Origin of the sequence: Agromyces sp. MMS24-K17 (genome assembly GCF_043950245.1) — a bacterium.
Classification (GTDB): domain Bacteria; phylum Actinomycetota; class Actinomycetes; order Actinomycetales; family Microbacteriaceae; genus Agromyces.
The window spans coordinates 1,360,705-1,381,552 of the sequence record NZ_CP171640.1; the positions used below are offsets into that span (position 1 = coordinate 1,360,705).

The window sequence follows — 20,848 nt, forward strand, 5'->3', positions numbered from 1 at the left end:
ACCCTGCGCTCGTCGCGCTCAGCCGAGCGCGACGCCGCGGGCGGCCATGAACGGCCGGGCGTCGATCGCGGTGCCGTCGAGGTGCACCTCGAAGTGCAGGTGGCAGCCGGTCGAGGCACCGGTGTTGCCGACGGTGCCGATGAGCTGGCCGGCCGAGACGATCTGTCCGGGCGAGACGAGGATGCCGCCGGGCTGCAGGTGACCGTAGCCGGTCTCGACGCCGGTGCCGTGGTCGAGCAGGATCCAGTTGCCGAGGCTGCCGTTGGGGCCCGCCTGCACGACGACGCCCGAGGTCGCGGCGAACACCGGGGTGCCGCAGGCGGCGGCGACGTCGGTGCCCCGGTGGAAGTCGTTGACGCCCGCGAGCGGCTTCACCGGGCGCGGCCCGTAGCCGTCGGTCATGCGACCGGTGACCGGGAGCGACCAGCCCTGGTCGCTGAGGCGGCCCGAGTCCTCGGGGAGGTCGGCCACGAGCTTCAGCGTCGACGAGGAGGCGTCGGCCTCGAGCTTGCGGAGCTCGGTCTGCGCGACGGCGACGGCGACCTCGGCGTCGGAGACGCGGGCCTGGTACTCCTCGGTCGGCACGGCGTCGACGGCGGCCAGGGCGCGGTCGGCCCGCTCCTCGGCGCGCGAGGCGACGCCGTCGAGGTCGTCGGCGAGCTTCGCCAGGTCGTCGGCGTCGGACGCGAGGCGGCTGACCCGGTCGACGCCCGCGAGCCCGGCCAGGAGGTCCTTGCCGGCGCCGAACGCCGCCGGCAGCGAGGCGAGCGTGGCGTCGTCGGCGCGGTGGCTCGCCGCGATGTACGCGTCGGCGGCCGCCTCGGCCTGCTTCCGGGCCTTCTCGGCGTCGGCGGCGAGTCGGTCGGCGACCTCGCGGGCCTCCGACTGGGTGGACAGGGCGTCGGCGAGCGAGCTCTGCGCGTCGCGGAGGTCGAACTCGGCGTCGCCGATCGCGGTGCGGCCGGCGAGCAGCGAGAAGAGGTCGCGGTCGATGAGCGACGAGAACAGGCTGCCGTCGCCGAACATCGCGAGGAGCTCCTCGTCGGTCAGCGGGCCGTACTCGACCTCGGCCTGCGGCTGCGGAGCGGCCGGAGTCGGCGCGCTCGGCGTGGGCGTCGGGGTCGGCTCGGGCGTCGGGGTCGGCTCCGGGGTCGGCTCGGGCGTCGGGGTGGGCTCCGGCGTGGGTTCGGGGGTCGGCGTCGGCTCCGGCGTGGGCTCGGGCGTCGGTTCGGGAGTGGGCGTCGGGGTCGGCTCCGGCGTGGGCTCCGGCGTCGGCTCGGGAGTGGGCGTCGGATCGGCGGACGACTCGACGGCGGGCGGCTCCGTGGGCACGACCTCCTCGGCCTGCGCCGGGCCGATGGACCCCACCGCGATGACCAGGCCGCAGACCGCCGTGATCGCCAGACCGACGCGCCGGGCGAGGATCGCTCGGGTCGTTTCACGGTTCGGCTGGGGCATCTTCGGCTGCATAGGGTTGTCCATCTCGCCGGCGTTCGGGCCGTCGACGTTGACAGTCTTCCGCAGGGCCGTCCGCGGCACAATGGCGAATCGGCGAGTCTGCCCCGTTCGGGGGCCGGGTGCGGCGCAGGTTGCACGATCGGGCGGCCCACATGGATCTGACAGGTGCCCTCGTTACCGTGACGGCAACGCCACACCCGCCGAACCGCCGACCCCGCGACGAGGAGACGTCATGATCGCCGCCAGTGCCACCGACGACCACGGATTCACCGGCCTGACCGGCTTCGCCGCCGACGTGCTCAGCGCACTCGGCAACGTCGGCGTCGGCGCCCTCGTCTTCCTCGAGGTGCTCATCCCGCCCATCCCGAGCGAGGTCATCCTCCCGTTCGCCGGCTACCTCAGCCAGTCGGGCGACCTCGACCTCGGCTGGCTCATCGTCTTCAGCACGCTCGCCTCGGTGCTCGGGGCCCTCGTCATGTACGGCGTCGGCGCATGGATCGGCCTCGAACGGGCCATCCGCTGGCTCGCGTGGACGCGGCTGGTCAGCCGGACCGACCTCGAGCGCGGGGCCGAGTGGTTCGCCCGGCACGGGCGCTGGTCGGTGCTCTTCGGCCGGCTCATCCCGGGCGTGCGCAGCCTGATCTCGCTCCCGGCGGGCGCGGCGCGGATGCCCCTCATCGTGTTCTGCCTGTTCACCGCGATCGGCTCGGCCGTGTGGAACACCCTGCTCATCGGCGCGGGCGCGGCACTCGGCACCCAGCACGAGCAGCTCGACCACGTGCTGCAGTACCTCGACTGGGTGGTCTACGGCGCGATCGCGATCGCCCTCGCCGTGCTCGTCGCGCGGCGCATCCGCGAGGCGCGGGCTGGGCGCGGCGAGGTCGACGCCGGCGCTGCGGACTGAGCGCGCGTGCCGCGCGGTCCGCCCGGCCCTGCGCCTGGCTCAGTGCCGCCCGGCCGTCGCGGAACCCGTCGTCGCCGGGGCGTCCTCGGCCCGATGCACGGGAGCCGATCGCGCCGGGGCATCCGGGTCGGCGACCGCCGCGCGCGCGAGCTCCGAGGTCGCGCGCACGTCGGCCTCGCGCTGCCGGCGGTTGCGCCGGACCATGCGGTCGTCGCGGAGCGGCAGGTCGAGGAACACGACCGCGTGCACGCCGGCGCGCACCTGCCGGACCCGCTCGATCTCGCTGTCGAGCACGGCGCCGAACACGACCGCGAGGTTCGACAGCCACACCCACAGCAGGAACGCCACCGCCCCGCCGAGCACGCCGTAGTTGCGCTCGAACGTGCGGAACCCGACGACGTACCAGCCGAACAGCGCCGTCGTGACGATCCACACGAGCACCGCCCCCGACGCGCCGATGCTGATCCAGCGCACGTGGCGGCGCTTCACGTTCGGCGTCGCCCAGTAGAGGATCGCGATGATGACGGCCACGATGACGACGACGACCGGCACCTTGACCACGTCCCACCACGGGGTCGCCTCCTCGCCGAGGCCGAGCGTGCGCCAGACGGCGTCGGCGACCGGGCCGCTGACGAGGAGCAGGACGGCGACCACCGCGCCGAGCGCCGTGAGCACGGCGGCGACGAGGATCATCCGCGGGCGCGACGACCAGAACGGCCGGCCCTCCTCGACGTGCAGGATCCGGTTCATGCCGCGACCGAACGCGCCGAGGTAGCCCGACACCGACCAGAGCGTGCCGGCGAGGCCGACGACGATCGCGAACCACTGATGCGAGGCGTCCAGCAGCTGGCCGACCGGCTCCTGCAGGGCGTCGGCGGCGCGCTCGCCGCCGACGTCGGCGAGCACCGAGAGCACCTCGCGGGTGACGTCCTCGGCGGTGCCGAACGCGCCGAGCACCGCGAGGCCGGCGAGCACGGCGGGGAACACCGACAGCACGGCGTAGTACGCGAGCGAGGCGGCGATGTCGGTCGCCTGCGAGATGCGGAACTCGTGCCACGTGCGCGTCAGCGCGACGCGCCACTCGTCGCGGGAGAACCGGGCGGGGGAATCGTCGGGCACGAGTCGCTCCTTCGGGTGCGGGCCGCGTCAGAGCGGCCGGGTGAACGCGACCCGGTGCTGGCCCGGGCCGTCGTAGTCGAGCCAGGCGCGCACCCCGTCGACGTCGGCGTCGCCGGACGCGGTGAAGCCCATCGCCTCGTGGAACGCCTGCGACCGGCGGTTCGGCGGGCCGGTGATCGCGTCGACGCGATCGCAGCCCGCGGCGCGCGACTCGGCGAAGAAGGCCTCGTACAGCGTGCGGGCGAGGCCGTGGGCGCGCAGGTCGGGGCGCACGCCCACGAAGTGGATGTACGCGACGCCGGGCTGCGACGCGGAGTGGAAGCCGACGAGGAACGCGGCGAGGTCGCCGGCGTCGTCCTCGACGAGGAACGACGTGTCGGCGAAGTGCTGGAAGAAGAGCCGCGAGAGCACCATCGGCAGGTGGCTCGTCGCCGGCACGCCCCACCACCCGGGGATCGCCGTGATGACGGCGAGGTGGTCGGCCGGTACCGGGCGACGGGCGGCGAGGCCGGACGGGAGGTCGAGGGGCGGCAGCGGGGGCAGCACCGGCTCCCGCGCGGGGATCGTCGCGGGGGTCGCACGGGTGGCAGCGTCGTCGTCGGGCACACCGCGATGATGGCAGCCGCAGGCGCGCGCGGTCGAGGGGTTGCGCGCCGTCGCGCGGCCGCCCAGGTGCGCCGCGCCGGCCGGCTCAGCCCAGGTGCGCGTGCAGGAACGCGGCGACGCGGGCGCGCAGCGCCTCGTCGAGGATCCCGATCGAGTGCTCGCTGCCGTCGACGACGGCGAGCTCGGCCTCCACGCCCGCGGTCTGCAGGGCGAAGGCGAACGTTGTCGACTGGGCGAGGGGGATGATCTCGTCGACCGCGTGGCCGATGAAGAACGGCGGGTCGCTCGCGTCGAGGTGCGCGAGGGGAGAGGCATCCGTCGCGGTCGTGCACGCCGACGGCGTCAGCTCGTCGGGGTCGCAGCCGACGTACGCGCCCACGATGCCGCGGAGCCACGTGCTCGCACCGTCGAGGTCGTCGAGCGCGACCGGGCCCGACAGCTCGGCCACGGCCGCCACCCGGGCGCCCTCGTCGAGCGGGCCCTCGCCCGCCGCGCCGAGGAGGGCGGCGAGGTTGCCGCCGGCCGACCCGCCGAACACGCCGATGCGGGCCGGGTCGATGCCGAACCGTTCGGCCTGCTCGTCGTCGCGCAGCCACTCGACGGCGAGCGACACGTCGTCGAGCTGGGCGGGGAACACGGCCTGCGGCACCAGCCGGTAGTTCACGGATGCCGCGACGAATCCCTCGCTCGCGAGCCACAGGCAGACGTTGCGCCAGTCGGCGTTGGCCTTGTCGCCGCGCGCCCAGCTGCCGCCGTGGATGGACACGACCGCCGGTAGGTCGACGCCGGTGCCCGCCGTGGCGGGGGAGCAGACGTCGAGGGTGAGCAGCGTGCCGTCGTCGCGCGTGCCGTACTCGAGGTCCTCGTCGACGCGGAGGCCGATCGGCGCGACGAACGTGCGGATGCCGACCACCTCGGTGCCGGCGACCTCGCTCGCGGCATCCGCCCCATGGGGGTCGATCTCCTGGAGCCCGAGGTGGAAGCCCGACAGCGCGCCGGTGACCACGAGGGCCGCGGCGACGGCAGCGGCGATCAGGAGCGGCCGGCGACGCCGACGACCGTGACCGCCGGAGGGGCGAGTGATCACGGGTGCTCCGGTTCGGGGGTGAGGTGATGCTACCTCAGGTTCCCCGCGCCATCGCCACGAGGCGTCACGCGGCCGGTTCGCCCGTCGTCGCGTCGAAAACGACGCTCGCGTCTTCATAGGGCGAGTCGAGCGACACCAGGACCTGCACCGGCATCTCGCCCGACTCGTCGGCGACCGGCGTGCGCGACACGCTCACCATGATCGAGGTCGGGTCGGCGATGCCGCTCGAGGCCTTCGCCGCGGCGATGTACCCGGGGATGCGGGAGAAGTCGACCTCCGACGCGTCGAAGAGGGCGGCCGCCGGATCCTCGGGCTGGATGAGCTCGGGTCCCTGTCGCTCGGTCCGGTCGTAGCGGTACTGGTACGCGTCGATCGTGAGCGCTCCGGGCGACGACGGCGCCGAGGCGATGGCGTAGTCGCCGTAGAAGCCGATACGCACGAACTGCGTGCCGCCCGTCTCGGCGGCCAGCGCATCGACGATCTCGGCGTGCCGGTCGCCCTCGACGACGCCCGCCTGCGCGGGGTTCCCCGCGGCGAGGGCGCTGACCGTGCGACCGATGGAGGGGTACGCCGGGACGAGCGTGACGGCCGCGGCGATCGCCACGAGCGCCCACCAGGCGGCCACGCGGGCCGGGTGCGGCCGGTCGGCGGATGCGCCCGGGGCGGCCGGACGCCGCGCGGGATCCGACTCCCGCACCGGGGCTTCGGCCGCCAGCGGGACGGTGCGCTCGGTGCCGGTTCGGAGCTGCTCCGCCTGGCGGAGCGCGGCCCAGTCGGCGGGCGGTTCGAAGACGACCTCCACGTCGGCGGATGCCTCGTCGGGCCGGCGCACGACGACGATGCTCCCCGGCTGCACCTGCGCGAGCGCGACGAGGTCGACGATCTGGCGGTGCGTCGTCGTGTACGCCGGACGGAACCGGGGCGCGACGGTGAGCTGCAGCTCGCACTGCGGTTGGTCGTTCACGGAGAACCCGGTGCGGGTGATGCGTTCGACGCGGGCGAGCGCGAGCTGCGAGGGATCGATCGGCGCGGCGGGCGTCGCGCGCTTCCCCAGCGAGAACAGCCCCCACATGCCCGTGAGGATGCCGACGGGCAGGGCGACCGACCAGAGGATCGTGTAGCGCGGGTCGCCGGTGGCGATCGAGCCGATGATGCCGCCGACCATGGCGCCGAACGCCAACGCCGAGATGATCCGGAGCACCATGCGTCGTCCTTTCCCGAGGGTCGCTCGGTGTTCGGCGCCCAGGACCGAGGATGCCACGACGCGCGCCTGCGGCGCATCGGTGCGGGCACGGATCCCGGCGGCGGCTTCGCGCCGGGCGTTCGCGGCCGCGTTCGGCGGCTTCTCAGGGGCATCCGGTATCGTGGGAAGGTCGGTTCTGGACACCGCGCCGTGCGCGGATGGGTTTGTGAGTCCTGAGGGCCGGTTCCGAGGCAGCATCGCCTCCGGATAGTCACCGTATGTGAACGGCCCCGGTCCACCAGAGTTCCGGGTTCTCAGTCAGGTCGTGCTGCCGCGCGGCCCGGATTGCCATGTACTCGAATTACAACCCAGGAAGCCATCCATGCCGAAGAACAAGAAGCCCGCCGGCGGTCGACCCGCCCGCAACTTCGACCCGTCGTACGCCCGCAGCTCGCGCACGTCGACGGGCGCGCCCGGCTCCCGCAGCAAGGGCCACCGCGGCTACCGCCCCGAGGAGGCCGAGCAGCCCAAGCAGCGCTGGAGCCGCGATGAGCGCGTCGCGACCGGCCGCACCCCGCACCGCGCCGACCGCCCGGGCCGCGACGACCGCGCACCTCGCGGCGACTACGACCGCGCCCCGCGTCGCGAGTTCGACCGCGACGACCGCGGGCCGCGTCGCTTCGACCGGGACGACCGTGCGCCGCGTCGTGAGTTCGACCGGAACGACCGCACGGATCGTGCGCCGCGCCGTGACTTCGGCGATGACCGTGGGCCGCGTCGCTTCGACCGGGACGACCGTGCGCCGCGTCGCGAGTTCGACCGGAACGACCGCACGGATCGTGCGCCGCGCCGTGACTTCGGCGATGACCGTGGGCCGCGTCGCTTCGACCGGGACGACCGTGCGCCGCGTCGTGAGTTCGACCGGAACGACCGCACCGATCGTGCGCCCCGCCGTGACTTCGGCGATGACCGTGGCCCGCGTCGCTTCGACCGGGACGACCGCGCCCCGCGTCGCGAGTTCGACCGGAACGACCGCACCGACCGTGCGCCCCGTCGCGACGACCGCGACGACCGTGCGCCGCGTCGCTTCGACCGGGACGACCGTGCGCCGCGTCGCGAGTTCGACCGCACCGATCGTGCGCCGCGCCGCGACGACCGCGATGACCGTGGGCCGCGTCGCTTCGACCGGGACGACCGCGCCCCGCGTCGTGAGTTCGACCGCAACGACCGCGGCCCGCGTCGCGACTTCGACCGGCCCGGGTTCCGCGACTCCGAGCGCCGTCCCTCCTCGTTCTACCCGGCCCGCGACGCCGAGCAGCGTCACTTCAGCCCGGAGGACGACGTCGTGCTCGAGCGCCTCGAAGCCCAGGCGATCGAGGCGACCGAGGTGGAGGGCGTCGGCTTCGCCGACCTCGGCCTCGGCCAGAACGTCGTGCGCGCGCTCCGCGACCTCGGTGCCGAGCACCCCTTCCCGATCCAGGCCGCGACCATCCCGGTGGTGCTCGAGGGCCGCGACGTCCTCGGCCGCGGCCGCACCGGCTCGGGCAAGACCATCGCGTTCGGGGCCCCGACCGTCGAGCGCCTGATGCAGCTCTGGGCGAAGCAGGGCGACGCCGACCGGCGCAAGCGGGCCATGGGCCGTGCGCCCCGCGCGCTCGTGCTCGCCCCGACCCGCGAGCTCGCCCTCCAGATCGACCGCACCGTGCAGCCGATCGCGCAGTCGGTCGGCCTGTTCACCACCCAGGTGTACGGCGGCGTGCCGCAGGCCCGCCAGGTCGGCGCCCTGCGCCGCGGCGTCGACATCGTGATCGGCACCCCGGGCCGCATCGAGGACCTCGTCCGCCAGGGCCACCTCGACCTCTCGGCGATCGAGATCACCGTGCTCGACGAGGCCGACCACATGTGCGACCTCGGCTTCCTCGAGCCGGTGCAGCGCATCCTCCGCGAGACCAGGGAGGGCGGCCAGAAGCTGCTGTTCTCCGCGACGCTCGACACGGGCGTGGCCGCGCTGGTCGACGAGTTCCTCGTCGACCCGGCCGTGCACGAGGTCGCCGGCGAGGACCAGTCCACCGGCACGATCGAGCACCGCGTGTTCGTCATCGACAACCGCGACAAGCGCGACATCGTCGCGCAGCTCGCGGACCGCAACGGCCGCACCCTCGTGTTCGCGCGCACCCGCGCGTTCGCCGAGGACCTGACGATGCACCTCGAGGACGCCGGCATCTACGCCGTCGCCCTCCACGGCGATCTCAACCAGGCCAAGCGCACCCGCAACCTGCAGCAGCTCACCAGCGGCCGCGTCGACGTGCTCGTCGCGACGGATGTCGCGGCCCGCGGTATCCACGTCGACGACATCGACCTGGTCATCCAGGCCGACGCGCCCGACGAGTACAAGACCTACCTGCACCGTTCGGGCCGCACCGGCCGCGCCGGGAACACGGGCCGGGTCATCACCCTCATCCCGCGCAACCGCCAGCGCCGGATGAACGACCTGCTCGATCGCGCCGAGATCGCGGTCGACTTCGAGGACGTCCGCCTCGGCGACGACCTGCTGTCGGACCTCGGTCCGGTGCAGCTCGCCGCGATCGAGTCGGAGGAGGCGTTCGAGGACGTCGCCTTCGACGAGGTCGACGCGGCCGAGGCCGACGAGGCGATCGAGGTCGTCGAGGTCGTCGAGATCGTCGAGATCGACGCCGAAGACGACGCCGAGCCCGAGGCGCAGCCCGCCGGCTGACCCTCCGCATCTCGCCACGAAGCGGCGCGTGTCCGATCGGACACGCGCCGCTTCGCGTCGGTAGCATGAGCGCGATGCGCCGCCGGGCGGTTCCCCGCTCCGCGCCGAGCGCGGGACGTGGAGGGGGACCACGATGAGCGACGGATCGACGCAACCGACCGGGGTGCCGCCGCAGGGCGGTCTGCCGCCGCAGGGCCCGCCCGAGGCATCCGCCGCGCACGCGCAGCCGGCGACCGTGAGCCGGGCCATGCTGCTCTGGGTCGGCGTCGGGGTGGTCGTGCTCTCGTTCGTCGCGGCGTTCCTCGGCTCCTGGCTCGCGCGTTCGGCCGACTCGACCGAGGCGGCACCGACCGCGAGCCCCACGCCGACGCCGACGGACAGCTTCGACGAGGGCGACTACGAGGAGGCGATCGAGGAGATCCTGCCCGCAGGCTCGGCGGTGCGGGCCGGTACCGGCGTGCCGACCGAGGGCAAGGGATACGAGGGCGACGTCTACATCGACCTCGCCACCTCCGACATGTACCTGTTCACCGACGGCGCGTGGAAGAAGGTCGGGAACATCCGCGCGTCGGCCGCGGCGAACCTCACCGGACAGCCCGGCCCGACCGGTGAGACCGGCGCCACCGGTGAGACCGGCGCGACCGGCGAGACGGGCCCGCAGGGCGAGCAGGGGGAGGCCGGAACGCCCGGCACCCAGGTGACCCTCGGCACGGACGCGCCTGATCCCGCGACCTGCACCGCCGACGGCGACGTGTTCATCGACACCCTGGCGCTCGTGTTCTACGAGTGCGACGGCGTCGAATGGCAGGAGTTCGGCCCGCCCGCGGACGGCGAGTAGCCTGGCGCGGTGGCGCAATCCTGAGGATATCTCCAGTCCACTCCCAGCGTCCCCCGGCTGGCATCGAGCCTCGGCTGCCAGCCTTGATGATCGTGCCCGACACCGTCATCCCCTTCCCGACCCCCGCGCCGTCGCCCGTCGTCGACGCGATGGCGCCGCGGACCGCCCTCCGCGGCTCCGACCTCGACCTCGGCGCCGACGCCGTCGGCGTGGCCCTCGAGCGTGCCGAGAGCACGCGCGCCTTCCGCGGCCTCGGCATCGGCCTGGTTCTCGCGCTGCCCCTCTGGGCGATCATCCTCGGCGGCGCCGGGGCGATCGCCTGGATCGCCTCCCACTGACGCCGACTCGACAGGAACTCGAGCTGCCAGCCCAGTGTCAACTGATCAGGAGTTCGACCGCGGCCACGAACCTGGCGGCGAGATAGAGGTACCCGGCATCGTTGAGGTGCAGACCGTCGCTCAGAGCGAACCGGTCGGCATTGTCGGTATTGATCCAGGGCTCGGCTCCGTCGGGATCGATGGACACCGCGCCGGAGTCCACCGCCGCCTCGGCAATAGCCGCTGCGTGTACCCGCCAGGCTGCACTCGACGGCGGTGACGACGGGCCGAATACGATGACGGCTGCGTCAGGCCAGGCACGCCGAGCGATCGCGATCGTGGCGTTCACGTTCGCGATCTCCAATGCCCGCGTGGCCTGGACATCATTGAGTCCGCCCTGGAGGACGATGAGGTCGAATGTCTGCCCGGAAGCGGCGTGCTGCTCGATTCGGCTGCGGAAGTCCATCCCGGTTCTGCCGTCCGTGGCGAGCGGCTTGGTGAATCCGGTCCCCCCGACCCCGTCGATGACGGCTCGCCACCCGAGAGATTCGCCCGCGATGTTCGCCCACGTCGCGGACGGGCCACTGGCGCCGTACCCCTCTGTGAACGAATCGCCGATCACGAGGACACGCGGCGACCGCGGAAGATTCCGAAGGGCGTCCAAGTCATGCTCCGACGTCGGCTCTACGCTCTGAGATGGGGTCGAAGCGGCCTGCGGGACGCTCGCTGACGGGTTGGGCGAAGCGTCGACGTCCGCGCAACCGATCAGCGTCAGTGCGAGCAGCAGCCCCAAGAACGCGCCCATGATTTCGGCCGTGCTTCTGACTGTCCTCGAACTCATCCAACCGATCGTAGGACACCTCGGCGGCCGAGAAGTCGTCGACGAAGCCGCCCCGCATATTGGTCTGTTACGCTCCCTCAGCCGGGAAACGCCGACTCGGCCTACGACCGAGACGGGACATCTCCTTGCGCCTGCGAGCACTTGACGGACTGCGTGGTTTGGCCGCGCTGGTGGTCCTCATCCACCATGCGTTCCTGCTCGTGCCCTCGCTCGCGGCCCCCTACTTCAGCGAGCCTGTCGGTGGTGGTCGAGCCAGTCTCCTCGTCTACACCCCACTCCATCTCGTCTGGGCGGGGACGGAGGCTGTCTACCTCTTCTTCGTGCTCTCCGGACTCGTCCTGGGCTTCGCGGCCCAATCCGCCTCATTCGGCTGGAATTCGTACTTCCCCTCACGACTCGCAAGGCTGTACCTTCCCGTGTTCGGAGCAGTCGTTCTGGGAGCGCTCGTGATCTGGCTGACCCCAGAGGCCCGGCCCGGCGAGAGCGCCTGGGTCGAGCGACGGCCGGGTGACTACGACCTCGGCGGAATGCTGATGGATGCCGTGCTGGTCACCGGGTCCAGCAACCGGATCACTCCGCTCTGGTCGCTCCAGTGGGAGATCCTGTTCTCACTGTTGCTCCCGGTCTTCATCTATGCGGCTCGACGGGTGGACGCCCGCATCCAACTCCTCGCATACTTCGCGCTCACGACCCTCGGCGCATACGTCGGCCTCACGACGTTGAAGTTCCTCCCGATGTTCGGGATCGGCGTCGCGCTAGCGGCGATGTGGAACAAGCTGAGCGGTCGGCTCGATCGGATGGGGCGTCGCACTTCATTCGCGTTCTGGACCGCGGGGCTTCTCGTTGCCGTCGTGCTGCTCACGGCCGGTTGGACGACGCAGTCATTCCTCCCCATCGAACTGTCCTTCCTCACGATCCCGGTGATCCTGATCGGGGTCTGCATCGTCATCCTGGCCGCGACCCATGCTCCGGTCTTCAGCTCGCTGCTGCTGAGCCGCCCGTTCGGTTTTCTGGGGCTGATCTCATTCAGCCTCTATCTCGTTCACGAGCCGATCGTGGTGGCGGTCGACAGCATGGTCGCCTCGCCATTCCAGGCGATCCTGGTCGCTATCCCGGTGAGCATCGCCGTGGCGATTGGATTCTGGTTCGTCGTCGAACGGCCATCGCACCGACTCGCGCGCAGGATCAAGGTGCGTGCCGAGGCCGAACTGCGTCTCGCCGCCTGAACCGGCATTACTCGATCGGGACCGGCAGTCGCTCCGGCAGCACCCGCGCGAACAGCCGGTCGAAGACGTTGACCCGGTCGAACTGCAGCGCGTAGTCGCGCGCCCGGGCCGCCCGCTCCCGCTGGATGTGCGCCGGCACCGCGATCGCCTCGTCGATCGCCCGCCCGATCGCGGGCCCGTCGCCGGCCGGCACCATCGTCGCGTGCTCCCCGACCGCCTCGCCGATGCCTCCCGTGTCGCACGTGATGATCGGACCGCCGCCGGCCAGCATCTTCTCGGCGAGGGCGATGCCGAACGTCTCGACGAACTCGGGGCGTGGCTTCGAGGGCAGCACGAAGGCGGAGCATCCGGCCATCAGGTACGGCTTCTCGGCGTCGCCGACGTCGTCGAGGAAGTCGATCAGGTGCCCGACGCCCGACGCGGCCGCGACGGCGTGCAGTTCGGATGCCTCGGGCCCGCGCCCGGCGATCACGAGCCGCTGCCCGTCGCGGGCGGCCGCGCTCCGCGCGAACCCGTCGATCAGGTCGTCGATGCCCTTCGCCCGCGCGAGCCGCGACAGGAACAGCACGTACCCGCCGGGCCGGAGGCCCCGCGCCGCGGCCACCCGCTCGACCTCGGCGGGGTCGAGGTCGAGGTACGGCGCCGAGTCGATCGCGGGGTACGAGATCGCCACGCGCTCCCGGCACTGCTCGGCGAACCGGGTGCCGTGGATCTCGTCGACCTCGGCGGCCGACTCGACGATCAGGTCGCGCGTGTACTCCGACACGGCGACGCAGTGGTCCTGGCTGAGGTAGCTCGACAGGATGTGCGCGGCCGGCCCGAAGCGGCCCTCCGCCACGCAGGCGCGGACGATGTTCGTGACATCCGACCCGACCGCCTCCGCGATCGTGGTGACGTCGACCGGCAGCCCCGTCGCCCACGCGACGCGCATCGCGTCGGCGACGGCGACCGTGTGCGGACTGAGGTAGAGCGAGAGGGCGACCGTCGGCACGCCGTCGGTGAACAGCTCGACGAGCCGGCCGGTGATGCCGGCCAGGTACCGGCTGTCGGGCACCTTGTAGTCGCCGACGGGTGCCGGGCGTTCGACCGTGATGCCGGGGCTGTACGGCAGCACCACGTCGAGCGGCTTCAGCGGGAGCCCCGCGGCCTCGAGCTTCTCGATCGGCCAGGTGACGATGCGCACGTCGTCGAAGCCGCGCTGCAGCGCGACCTCGGCGAGGTTGCGCGCCTCGACGGAGTGCCCGCAGATCACGGGATCGGCGCGCACGACGATCACGAGGCGGGTCGGGCGGGTGCGGGCGATGGCGGTCATGTCGTCCTCCGGTCTCGGTTCGGTGATCGGATGCCCCGCGCGGAGCGCGAGGAGTCGGCACGGGATTCGGTCAGGCGGCGGGCGAGGGGACGGGATGGGACGGGGGTCGTTCGGCGGTGCCCCAGTCGCTCGGCTCGGGGCCGAGCGCGACGGTGAGGGTGCCGCCGTGGTGCACCTCCGCGGCGCGGAGCCACGGACGGGTGAGGGTGGTGCCGTTCAGGGCGACGGACTGCACGTACTGCGGCGGGCCGTCGGGGCGGGGCTCGGTGAACCCGATCGTGTCGATGCGGAAGGTGTCGCCGCCGGCCACGCGCAGCCGCGACTCGGCGAACGCGGGCGCGTTCAGCAGGAAGAGGTCCTGGCCGGCGACGGGGAACAGGCCGAGCGACGCCCAGACGTACCAGGAGCTGAGCCCGCCCGAGTCGTCGTTGCCGGGAAGCCCGCCGCGACCGGTGCCGAACTGCCGGTGCACGGCCGCGTGCACGACCTCGGCGGTGCGGTCGGGCCGCCCGGCGTACATGTACGCCCACGGCGACTCCATGTCGGGCTCGTTGTTCAGTCCCTCGAACCGGCCGAGGGCGTAGCCCGCGGCCATCTCCGAGGCATCCGGTGCGAGCCCCGGCTGGCGCACCGCGGGCGCGCCGTAGCCGAAGAACCGGTCGAGAAGCCCGGTGAAGGCGTCGTCGCCGCCCGCGAGGGCGATGCGACCCGCCATGTCGTGCTGGAGGCGGAACGAGTAGTTCCAGCGGCTGCCCTCGTAGAACGTCGAGTCCTTGAGGAGCCCCGTGGCGGCGTCGTAGGCGTTCACCCACCGCCCGGCGAGCTGCTCGAACTCGTCGGCGAGCTTCGCGTCGCCGCAGCGCCGCGCGATCGCGGCCGTGCACCAGTAGCCGTACGCCAGGTCGAGGGTGTGGCTGATAGGGTGCGCGTGCCCGTGCAGCAGGAAGTCCTCGCCGTACGTGCGGCGCAGGTCGTTGTGCATGTGCACGAGCGCCCACTCCCAGTCGATGCCGTCGAGGCCGAGCCGGCACAGGTCGGACAGGAAGGTGTGCACGAGCGCCGACCCCTGCCGCGAGAAGCGGTCGCTGCCCCGCGCCATCCGGTAGCCGATCGGGAAGTTGCCCTCCTCCTCGCAGATGGTGAGCAGGGCGTTCGCGAGCTCGACGGCGCGGCCGGGCAGCAGGGTCGTCACCAACGGGAGCTGCGTGCGGTAGATGTCCCACATCGTCGAGAGGTCGAACGCGAACGGGCCGGGCGACGGCCAGAACGGGCTCTCGTCGGGCGCGAGGCAGGGCTTGATCAGCGAGTGGTAGAGCGCCGTCGAGAACACCGTGCGGCGCTCCTCCGAGGGGGTGTCGACGCGGATCGCCTGCAGGTGGCGTTTCCACGCCTTCTCGGTGCGGCTGCGGCGGTGCGCGAACCGCGCCGGGCCGCTGCCGCAGTCGCGCTCGAGGTTCTCCCTCGCCTGGTCGGGGCCGCGCAACGAGAACCCGAACCGCAGCTCGACCGTCTGGCCCGCCTCCGCGGGACCGGCCCACATCAGGCCGAAGCTGCGCAGCGTCGTCGGCCGGATGTGGTCGAAGTCGAGCCGGGTGCCGCCCGGCATGAGCCGGCGGTCGTACCAGAGCATCTGCCGCCACTGCGGGGTGTCGCACTCGACGTGCACCGCGAGCGGGGCGCCCTCGACGACGATCTCGCCGCGGGCGACGCCCGGGCCGAGCGACTCGAGGTGCGCGCGCAGGGGGATGGTCGCGCCGTACGGGATCGACAGCCCGCCGAGCGAGAAGTCGATGACGACGCGCGCGTTGCGGTCCTTCGGGAACGTGTAGCGGTGCACCGCGCTCTTCGGCCCCACGGTGAGCTCGGCCCGGATGCCCGAGTCGAGCGTCGCGGCGTAGCGGCCGGGGCTCGCCTCCTCTGCGGTGAGGTCCCACGTGCGGCCGAGCACGTCGAGCGGCTCGGTCATCGGCGTCACGCGGAAGTAGTTGTAGTACTTGCGGATCGCCCCGGTGCCCGACTGCTGGAAGTGGGTGAATCCCGACGCCAGCGCGCGGTCGTGCAGGGTCGGCGGCAGGCCCTCGGTGCTGAGGTCGTACGCGCCGTACCCGGTGGGGTACGCGCCGGAGTACGCGCACGCCGAGACCATGCCGAGCGGGAACGTCGCGCCCGGGTGCGTGTTGCCGACCTGCGGCTTCGGCCACCACCAGGTCGCCGCGAGCCCGTCGGCCGGCGGCAGCGCGGTCGCCGCGGTGCCGATGAACGGGTCGACGTGCTCGATCATTCCCCGGCCCCCTCGCCGACGGCGGTGCACCCCATCCCGTCCATGCAGGGAACCTACGCAGCGGAGGTGACGGGGGGATGACACGACGGTGACGTTCTCGTGGCGCGGCGGCCCGCGCACCCGCGCCCCGTCGCCCCCGGACGGGGGTCTGGCCGACCCCGACGGGCGGGAGTACGGTGCCGCGCGAACACCGTCGTTCCGCGCCCAGCCCTGCCGACTCCCGAACGGACGCGCCTCTGGTTCGAAGGGTCGTACCCATGTCGCATGCGCGCTCCATCCGCCTCCGCCGCCTGGTCGTCTCGGCCGTCGCCGCAGCCGGCCTCGTCTTCGCCGGCTCCGTCGCCGGTCCCGCCCAGGCCGCGCCGCTGCCCCCGCCACCGTCGATCGCCGCGCTCGGCGACTCAATCAGCCAGGCGATGGACGCGTGCGGCTACCGGAACTGCCCGACCTACAGCTGGTCGACGGGCAGCGTCAGCACGATCAACTCGCACGCGAGCCGGATCCGTGCCAAGGGCGTGCCCGGGCTGCTCGTCTACAACGACTCGGCGTCGACGTCGAAGGCGGTGAACCTGCTCGCGCAGGCGCAGCTGGCCGTGACGCAGAACCCCGCCTACGTCACCGTGCAGATCGGCGCGAACGACGCGTGCACCACCACCGTCGCCGGCATGACCGCGCCCGACGTGTTCCGCGCCCAGGTGAAGGCGGCGCTCGACGTGCTGTCGGCGCAGGCGCCGAACGCGCAGGTCTTCGTCGCATCCATCCCGAACGTGAAGCGGCTGTACGACCTGAACAAGTCGAAGTCGGGCGCCCGGCTCGTGTGGGCCGCGGCCCGCATCTGCCAGTCGATGCTGGCGTACCCGACGAGCACGAAGACGGTGGACGTCCAGCGCCGCGACGCGGTGCAGGCGCGGGTGAACGCGTTCAACGACGCGCTCGCCGCGGAGTGCCAGGCCCGCGCGAACTGCACGTGGGACGGCTACGCGGTCGCGAACTTCGCGTTCACGTCGAGCCACATCTCGATCCTCGACTACTTCCACCCCAGCATCTCGGGGCAGGCGAAGCTGTCGGAGATCACCTGGCCGTTGACGCCGTACGGGAGGCCGTAGAACGGCGGTGGTTGAGCCTGTCGAAACCGCCAGGGTTGCGGTGGTTGAGCCTGTCGAAAACCACCGAGGGTTTCGACAGGCTCGACCACCGGTGGGTTCGACGGGCTCGACCACCGGGGTCAGGCGCGGAGCGCGAGCGCGAAGGGCAGCACCGCGGTGGCGCCCGCGGCCCGGAGGGTGCGCGCCGCCACGGTGAGGGTCCAGCGGCTGTCGGCGAGGTCGTCGACGAGCAGCACCGGGCCGGCCGGCACGTCGAGCCCGGCCGCGGTGAAGCGGCCCCACACGCCGGCGAGCCGGAACGCGCTGTTGCCGCCGGGCTCTCCCGTCGGGCCGCCGTCGACGAGCCCGAGCTCGCCGAGGTACGGCAGGCGGCCCACCTCGGCGAGGCCGCGCGCGACCGAGTCGACGAGCAGCGGATGCCTCCGCGAGGGCATCGCGATCACGGCGACGGGCCGTTCGGCCCAGCCCCACTCGGCCAGCACCCGTACGCACCCGGCAAGGACGGGCGCCGGCGCCGGGGCATCCGCCGCGCCCGCGGCCAGCAGCGACCGGAGCGCGTTGCCCCAGCCGAGGTCGGTGAGGCGCGCGAGCGCCCGCCCCTCGGCCGCCTGCTCGCCGGGCGCGATGCGGCCCTTCGCCGGCACGCCGAGCCGGTCGGCGCCCGTCGGCCACTGCTTGCGCGGCTCGATCGGCACGCCCACCCGGTCGATGGCGCCGGCGGCGGTGTCGACCGAACCGGCCGCCACCTCGGTGGGGAACCAGGCGCCGGCGCACGTGTCGCAGCGGCCGCACGGCGCGGCGGTGTCGTCGTCGAGCGACCGCTGCAGGAACTCCATGCGGCACCCGGTCGTCGTCTCGTAGTCGATCATGTGCTGCTGCTCGGCCTCGCGCTCGGCCGCGATGCGGGCGTAGCGCTCGCGGTCGTACGTCCACGGGGTGCCCGTGGCGACCCATCCGCCCGAGACCCGCCGCACCGCCCCGTCGACGTCGAGCACCTTGAGCAGCAGTTCCAACGGGGTGCGGCGCAGGTCGACGCGGGCCTCGAGTGCCGGCGTCGAGACCGGGCCGCCGGCGTACGCCAGCTCATCGATCACCCGGGTCGCCCGCTCCTCGTCGGGCATCGAGGCCGTCGCGAAGTACTGCCAGATCGCGCGATCCTCGGGGCCGGGGAGGAGCAGCACGTCGGCGTTGTCGCTCGCACGGCCCGCGCGGCCGACCTGCTGGTAGTACGACACCGGCGACGACGGGGCGCCGAGGTGCAGCACGAACCCGAGGTCGGGCTTGTCGAAGCCCATGCCGAGGGCGCTGGTGGCGACGAGGGCCTTCACCTCGTTGCGCTTCAGCATGCCCTCCGACTCGACGCGCTCGTCGGGGTCGGTCTGGCCCGTGTAGGCGCGCACGTCGTGCCCGCGCTCGCGGAGGAGCCGCGCGGTGTCCTCCGCGGCCGACACGGTGAGCGTGTAGATGATGCCCGACCCGGGCAGGTCGTCGAGGTGGCTCAGCAGCCACGCGAGCCGGGTCGCGGCATCCGGCAGGCGGAGCACGCCGAGCCGGAGCGAGGCGCGCGCGAGCGGTCCGCGGATGGTGAGCACCTCGCCGCCCGCGGTGCCCAGTTGCTCGGCGACGTCGGCGACGACGCGGCTGTTCGCGGTCGCGGTCGTCGCGAGCACCGGCACCCCGGCGGGCATCTGCGCGATGAGGTCGCGCAGGCGCCGGTAGTCGGGCCGGAAGTCGTGGCCCCAGTCGCTGATGCAGTGCGCCTCGTCGACCACGAGCATGCCGATGCGACGCACCAGGGCGGGCAGCTGCTCCTCGCGGAACGTCGGGTTGTTGAGGCGCTCTGGGGAGACCAGCAGCACGTCGACCTCGTCGGCGTCGAGGCGGGCGAGCACGTCGGCCCACTCGTGCGCGTTGGTCGAGTTGATCGACACCGCCCGCACGCCCGCGCGCTCGGCGGCCGCGACCTGGTCGCGCATGAGCGCGAGCAGCGGCGAGACGAGCACGGTCGGCCCGGCCCCCGCCCGGCGCAGCAGCAGGGTCGCGACGAAGTACACCGCCGACTTGCCCCACCCGGTGCGTTGCACGACGAGCGCGCGACGGCGCCCCTCGACGAGGGCCTCGATCGCCTCGTACTGGCCGTCGTGGAACTCGGCGTCGTCGCGACCGACGAGTTCGCGGAGGGCGGCGAGGGCGGCGTCGCGGGTACCGGTCGCGGTGGGGGTCATCCCTCCAGCATCGCGGATGCATCCGACAGCGGGGTGTGCGCCGGGGCGGCCGGTCCGGGCTCAGCGCATCGCCGCCGCGAGCTGCTCGGCGTCGAGCGGCCGGTCGGCGTAGACCAGCCGCACCGCGTCGGGATCCGGATTGCCGGCATCTCGCCCGCGGTGCACCAGGTCGAAGCCGAGCTTGCGCGCCACGCCCGCCGACGCCGCGTTGTGCTCGAGCAGGTAGGCGATGACCGGCCGCCCGGGTGCGACCTCGTGCGCCTGCCGTACCGCCTCGCCGGCGAGCTCGGTCGCCAGCCCCTGCCCGTGCAGGTCGGCGGCGAGACGGTAGCCGAGGTTCCACACGACCCCGCCGAGCACGCTGCAGCCGCCGTAGCCGACGACGCGGTCGTCGCCGGCGAGGCGGGCGACCCAGGTGCCGAGCCCGTCGACCTCCCAGCCGGCGGCCCAGCGGTCGATCATCGCGAGCGTCTGCGCCGGATCGGTGTGCCGGAGGGCGGGGAAGTGCGCCCAGACCCGAGGGTCGGTGCAGATGGCGTACAACCCGTCGAGGTCGTCGCGGACGGGCGGACGCAGGTCGAGCCGTGCGGTGCGGGTCGTCGGGATGCCAGCGGTCGCCATGCTCCGACGGTACGCGCCGGGGACCGACATCCGTCGTCGTCGGCGCGCCGCCGCGGGCGCGGGCGGGCGTCGCCCCACGCTGGGCGCATGACGGTGACGACGAAGCCGGTGGCCGCCCGCGGCGCGGCGTTCTGGATCTGCTACTCGCTCACGCTGGTCAGCGCCATCGTGAGCGTCTGGTACTCCGTCGCGGACGTGATCGCGGTCGGCGGCTTCGAGGAGGCCGGGCCCTGGTACGCGGCATCCCGGAGCGTCGCGATCGTGGTGGTGGCGCTCATCGCGCCGCTCTTCCGCTCCGACGACGCGCTGCTCGCGATCGCGGTCGTGCTGACGGTCGTGCAGGGCATCGACGCGTTCATCGGCGCGACGCAGGGCGACGTCGTACGCACCGTGGTGCCGGCGGTGCTGTGCCTCGTGACGATCGTCGGTGCGACGTTCCTCGCGCGCAGCGACCGGGTGCGCGGGCGCGGGTAGGGTCGCGCGTCGCGCCCTACTCGGCCGCCGGTTCGCGTGCGGGGTCGGCGGCGACCCACTGGATCGCCTCGGCCTCCCGCTCGAGCGGGAACACCTCGAACTCGCCGGGCACGAGCCCGCCGAAGGCGTTCGCGATGCCGGCGAGCACGTCGTGGTCGGTGACGAAGGCGGCGCGGCCCCAGCTCGACCACGGCTCGCCGAGGAGCTTCGCGTCCTCCCACATGGCCGACAGCGAGTAGTGGTCGAACTCCGGTCCGAGCACGAAGACGAGGTCGAGCTTCCGTCCGGCGGCGACGGCCTCGTCGATCGCCGGGCGCAGCCGCTCGCGGTAGTCGGATGCCTCGATCGTGCCGACGGCGCGGAAGCCGATCACGCCGTCGGGCAGGTCGGAAAGCGGTTCGATCATCGTGCGTCCCCCTCGGATGCTGCCGTGATCGAAGCGTATCCCGGCCAGTCAATGGGTTGACACATCCTCGGGTTCGGGAGACTCTGGCTGCGTCCGATGGCGTGCCCGAC

Annotated in this window: 18 protein-coding genes; 7 read left to right on the plus strand and 11 right to left on the minus strand. The window is 73.0% G+C overall.

Annotated elements, in window-relative coordinates:
* Nucleotides 1-18 precede the first annotated feature (18 nt).
* A complete protein-coding gene (locus ACGGZK_RS06110) occupies nucleotides 19-1,458 on the minus strand; it encodes a peptidoglycan DD-metalloendopeptidase family protein (protein WP_395245379.1) in 1,440 nt (479 codons plus the stop codon).
* A gap of 232 nt (nucleotides 1,459-1,690) precedes the next feature.
* Here ACGGZK_RS06110 and ACGGZK_RS06115 point away from each other — a divergent pair, with 232 nt between their 5' ends.
* Entirely contained in the window at nucleotides 1,691-2,362 is a 672-nt protein-coding gene (locus ACGGZK_RS06115) for a DedA family protein (protein WP_395245380.1), read from the plus strand.
* 39 nt (nucleotides 2,363-2,401) lie between these two features.
* On the opposite strand, the gene ACGGZK_RS06120 is transcribed toward ACGGZK_RS06115, so the two are convergent.
* The 4 genes from ACGGZK_RS06120 to ACGGZK_RS06135 form a co-directional block, all read right to left on the minus strand.
* Nucleotides 2,402-3,481, minus strand: a complete 1,080-nt coding sequence (locus ACGGZK_RS06120; RefSeq protein ID WP_395245381.1) for a YihY/virulence factor BrkB family protein — start codon at nucleotides 3,479-3,481, stop codon at nucleotides 2,402-2,404.
* Nucleotides 3,482-3,508: 27 nt separating this feature from the next.
* On the minus strand, nucleotides 3,509-4,087 hold the full coding sequence (locus tag ACGGZK_RS06125) for a GNAT family N-acetyltransferase (RefSeq protein WP_395245382.1): 579 nt from the start codon (nucleotides 4,085-4,087) through the stop codon (nucleotides 3,509-3,511).
* Between the two features lie 85 nt (nucleotides 4,088-4,172).
* A complete protein-coding gene (locus ACGGZK_RS06130; protein ID WP_395245383.1) occupies nucleotides 4,173-5,174 on the minus strand; it encodes an alpha/beta hydrolase fold domain-containing protein in 1,002 nt (333 codons plus the stop codon).
* Nucleotides 5,175-5,238: 64 nt separating this feature from the next.
* Nucleotides 5,239-6,378, minus strand: a complete 1,140-nt coding sequence (locus ACGGZK_RS06135; RefSeq protein ID WP_395245384.1) for a hypothetical protein — start codon at nucleotides 6,376-6,378, stop codon at nucleotides 5,239-5,241.
* A 361-nt stretch (nucleotides 6,379-6,739) separates the two neighbouring features.
* Between ACGGZK_RS06135 and ACGGZK_RS06140 the strand changes: the two genes are divergently transcribed.
* From ACGGZK_RS06140 to ACGGZK_RS06150, 3 genes are all read left to right on the plus strand, one after another.
* The gene (locus ACGGZK_RS06140; protein WP_395245385.1) at nucleotides 6,740-9,091 is read left to right on the plus strand and encodes a DEAD/DEAH box helicase; all 2,352 of its coding nucleotides are present in this window, start codon (nucleotides 6,740-6,742) and stop codon (nucleotides 9,089-9,091) included.
* Between the two features lie 133 nt (nucleotides 9,092-9,224).
* Nucleotides 9,225-9,929, plus strand: a complete 705-nt coding sequence (locus tag ACGGZK_RS06145; protein ID WP_395245386.1) for a collagen-like protein — start codon at nucleotides 9,225-9,227, stop codon at nucleotides 9,927-9,929.
* A gap of 92 nt (nucleotides 9,930-10,021) precedes the next feature.
* A complete protein-coding gene (locus ACGGZK_RS06150; protein ID WP_395245387.1) occupies nucleotides 10,022-10,267 on the plus strand; it encodes a hypothetical protein in 246 nt (81 codons plus the stop codon).
* Nucleotides 10,268-10,304: 37 nt separating this feature from the next.
* Here ACGGZK_RS06150 and ACGGZK_RS06155 read toward each other — a convergent pair whose 3' ends face one another.
* Nucleotides 10,305-11,087 carry an SGNH/GDSL hydrolase family protein gene (locus ACGGZK_RS06155; RefSeq protein ID WP_395245388.1) on the minus strand — a complete coding sequence of 261 codons (783 nt, stop codon included), beginning with the start codon at nucleotides 11,085-11,087 and terminating at the stop codon, nucleotides 10,305-10,307.
* A gap of 125 nt (nucleotides 11,088-11,212) precedes the next feature.
* Between ACGGZK_RS06155 and ACGGZK_RS06160 the strand changes: the two genes are divergently transcribed.
* On the plus strand, nucleotides 11,213-12,313 hold the full coding sequence (locus ACGGZK_RS06160; protein ID WP_395245389.1) for an acyltransferase family protein: 1,101 nt from the start codon (nucleotides 11,213-11,215) through the stop codon (nucleotides 12,311-12,313).
* A gap of 7 nt (nucleotides 12,314-12,320) precedes the next feature.
* Here ACGGZK_RS06160 and ACGGZK_RS06165 read toward each other — a convergent pair whose 3' ends face one another.
* Complete coding sequence (locus ACGGZK_RS06165) at nucleotides 12,321-13,625, minus strand: glycosyltransferase (RefSeq protein ID WP_395245390.1); 1,305 nt, start codon at nucleotides 13,623-13,625, stop codon at nucleotides 12,321-12,323.
* 70 nt (nucleotides 13,626-13,695) lie between these two features.
* On the minus strand, nucleotides 13,696-15,906 hold the full coding sequence (locus ACGGZK_RS06170) for a glycoside hydrolase domain-containing protein (RefSeq protein ID WP_395245391.1): 2,211 nt from the start codon (nucleotides 15,904-15,906) through the stop codon (nucleotides 13,696-13,698).
* Nucleotides 15,907-16,163: 257 nt separating this feature from the next.
* Here ACGGZK_RS06170 and ACGGZK_RS06175 point away from each other — a divergent pair, with 257 nt between their 5' ends.
* The gene (locus tag ACGGZK_RS06175; RefSeq protein WP_395245392.1) at nucleotides 16,164-17,012 is read left to right on the plus strand and encodes an SGNH/GDSL hydrolase family protein; all 849 of its coding nucleotides are present in this window, start codon (nucleotides 16,164-16,166) and stop codon (nucleotides 17,010-17,012) included.
* A 119-nt stretch (nucleotides 17,013-17,131) separates the two neighbouring features.
* Here ACGGZK_RS06175 and ACGGZK_RS06180 read toward each other — a convergent pair whose 3' ends face one another.
* Both ACGGZK_RS06180 and ACGGZK_RS06185 read right to left on the minus strand, forming a co-directional pair.
* Nucleotides 17,132-19,237, minus strand: a complete 2,106-nt coding sequence (locus tag ACGGZK_RS06180; RefSeq protein ID WP_395245393.1) for a RecQ family ATP-dependent DNA helicase — start codon at nucleotides 19,235-19,237, stop codon at nucleotides 17,132-17,134.
* Between the two features lie 60 nt (nucleotides 19,238-19,297).
* The gene (locus tag ACGGZK_RS06185; protein ID WP_395245394.1) at nucleotides 19,298-19,858 is read right to left on the minus strand and encodes a GNAT family N-acetyltransferase; all 561 of its coding nucleotides are present in this window, start codon (nucleotides 19,856-19,858) and stop codon (nucleotides 19,298-19,300) included.
* 87 nt (nucleotides 19,859-19,945) lie between these two features.
* Between ACGGZK_RS06185 and ACGGZK_RS06190 the strand changes: the two genes are divergently transcribed.
* Entirely contained in the window at nucleotides 19,946-20,332 is a 387-nt protein-coding gene (locus ACGGZK_RS06190) for a hypothetical protein (protein ID WP_395245395.1), read from the plus strand.
* 16 nt (nucleotides 20,333-20,348) lie between these two features.
* On the opposite strand, the gene ACGGZK_RS06195 is transcribed toward ACGGZK_RS06190, so the two are convergent.
* Nucleotides 20,349-20,738 (minus strand): STAS/SEC14 domain-containing protein, encoded by a 390-nt coding sequence (locus tag ACGGZK_RS06195; protein WP_395245396.1) that lies wholly within the window; start codon nucleotides 20,736-20,738, stop codon nucleotides 20,349-20,351.
* Between the last annotated feature and the right edge of the window lie 110 nt (nucleotides 20,739-20,848).

Coding starts and splice junctions, on each gene's coding strand:
- ACGGZK_RS06110 (WP_395245379.1), bottom strand. CDS start 1,458: ATGCCCCAGCCGAACCGTGAAACGACCCGAGCGATCCTCGCCCGGCGC.
- ACGGZK_RS06115 (WP_395245380.1), top strand. CDS start 1,691: ATGATCGCCGCCAGTGCCACCGACGACCACGGATTCACCGGCCTGACC.
- ACGGZK_RS06135 (WP_395245384.1), bottom strand. CDS start 6,378: ATGGTGCTCCGGATCATCTCGGCGTTGGCGTTCGGCGCCATGGTCGGC.
- ACGGZK_RS06140 (WP_395245385.1), top strand. CDS start 6,740: ATGCCGAAGAACAAGAAGCCCGCCGGCGGTCGACCCGCCCGCAACTTC.
- ACGGZK_RS06145 (WP_395245386.1), top strand. CDS start 9,225: ATGAGCGACGGATCGACGCAACCGACCGGGGTGCCGCCGCAGGGCGGT.
- ACGGZK_RS06155 (WP_395245388.1), bottom strand. CDS start 11,087: ATGAGTTCGAGGACAGTCAGAAGCACGGCCGAAATCATGGGCGCGTTC.
- ACGGZK_RS06165 (WP_395245390.1), bottom strand. CDS start 13,625: ATGACCGCCATCGCCCGCACCCGCCCGACCCGCCTCGTGATCGTCGTG.
- ACGGZK_RS06170 (WP_395245391.1), bottom strand. CDS start 15,906: ATGATCGAGCACGTCGACCCGTTCATCGGCACCGCGGCGACCGCGCTG.
- ACGGZK_RS06175 (WP_395245392.1), top strand. CDS start 16,164: ATGTCGCATGCGCGCTCCATCCGCCTCCGCCGCCTGGTCGTCTCGGCC.
- ACGGZK_RS06180 (WP_395245393.1), bottom strand. CDS start 19,237: ATGACCCCCACCGCGACCGGTACCCGCGACGCCGCCCTCGCCGCCCTC.
- ACGGZK_RS06185 (WP_395245394.1), bottom strand. CDS start 19,858: ATGGCGACCGCTGGCATCCCGACGACCCGCACCGCACGGCTCGACCTG.
- ACGGZK_RS06190 (WP_395245395.1), top strand. CDS start 19,946: ATGACGGTGACGACGAAGCCGGTGGCCGCCCGCGGCGCGGCGTTCTGG.
- ACGGZK_RS06195 (WP_395245396.1), bottom strand. CDS start 20,738: ATGATCGAACCGCTTTCCGACCTGCCCGACGGCGTGATCGGCTTCCGC.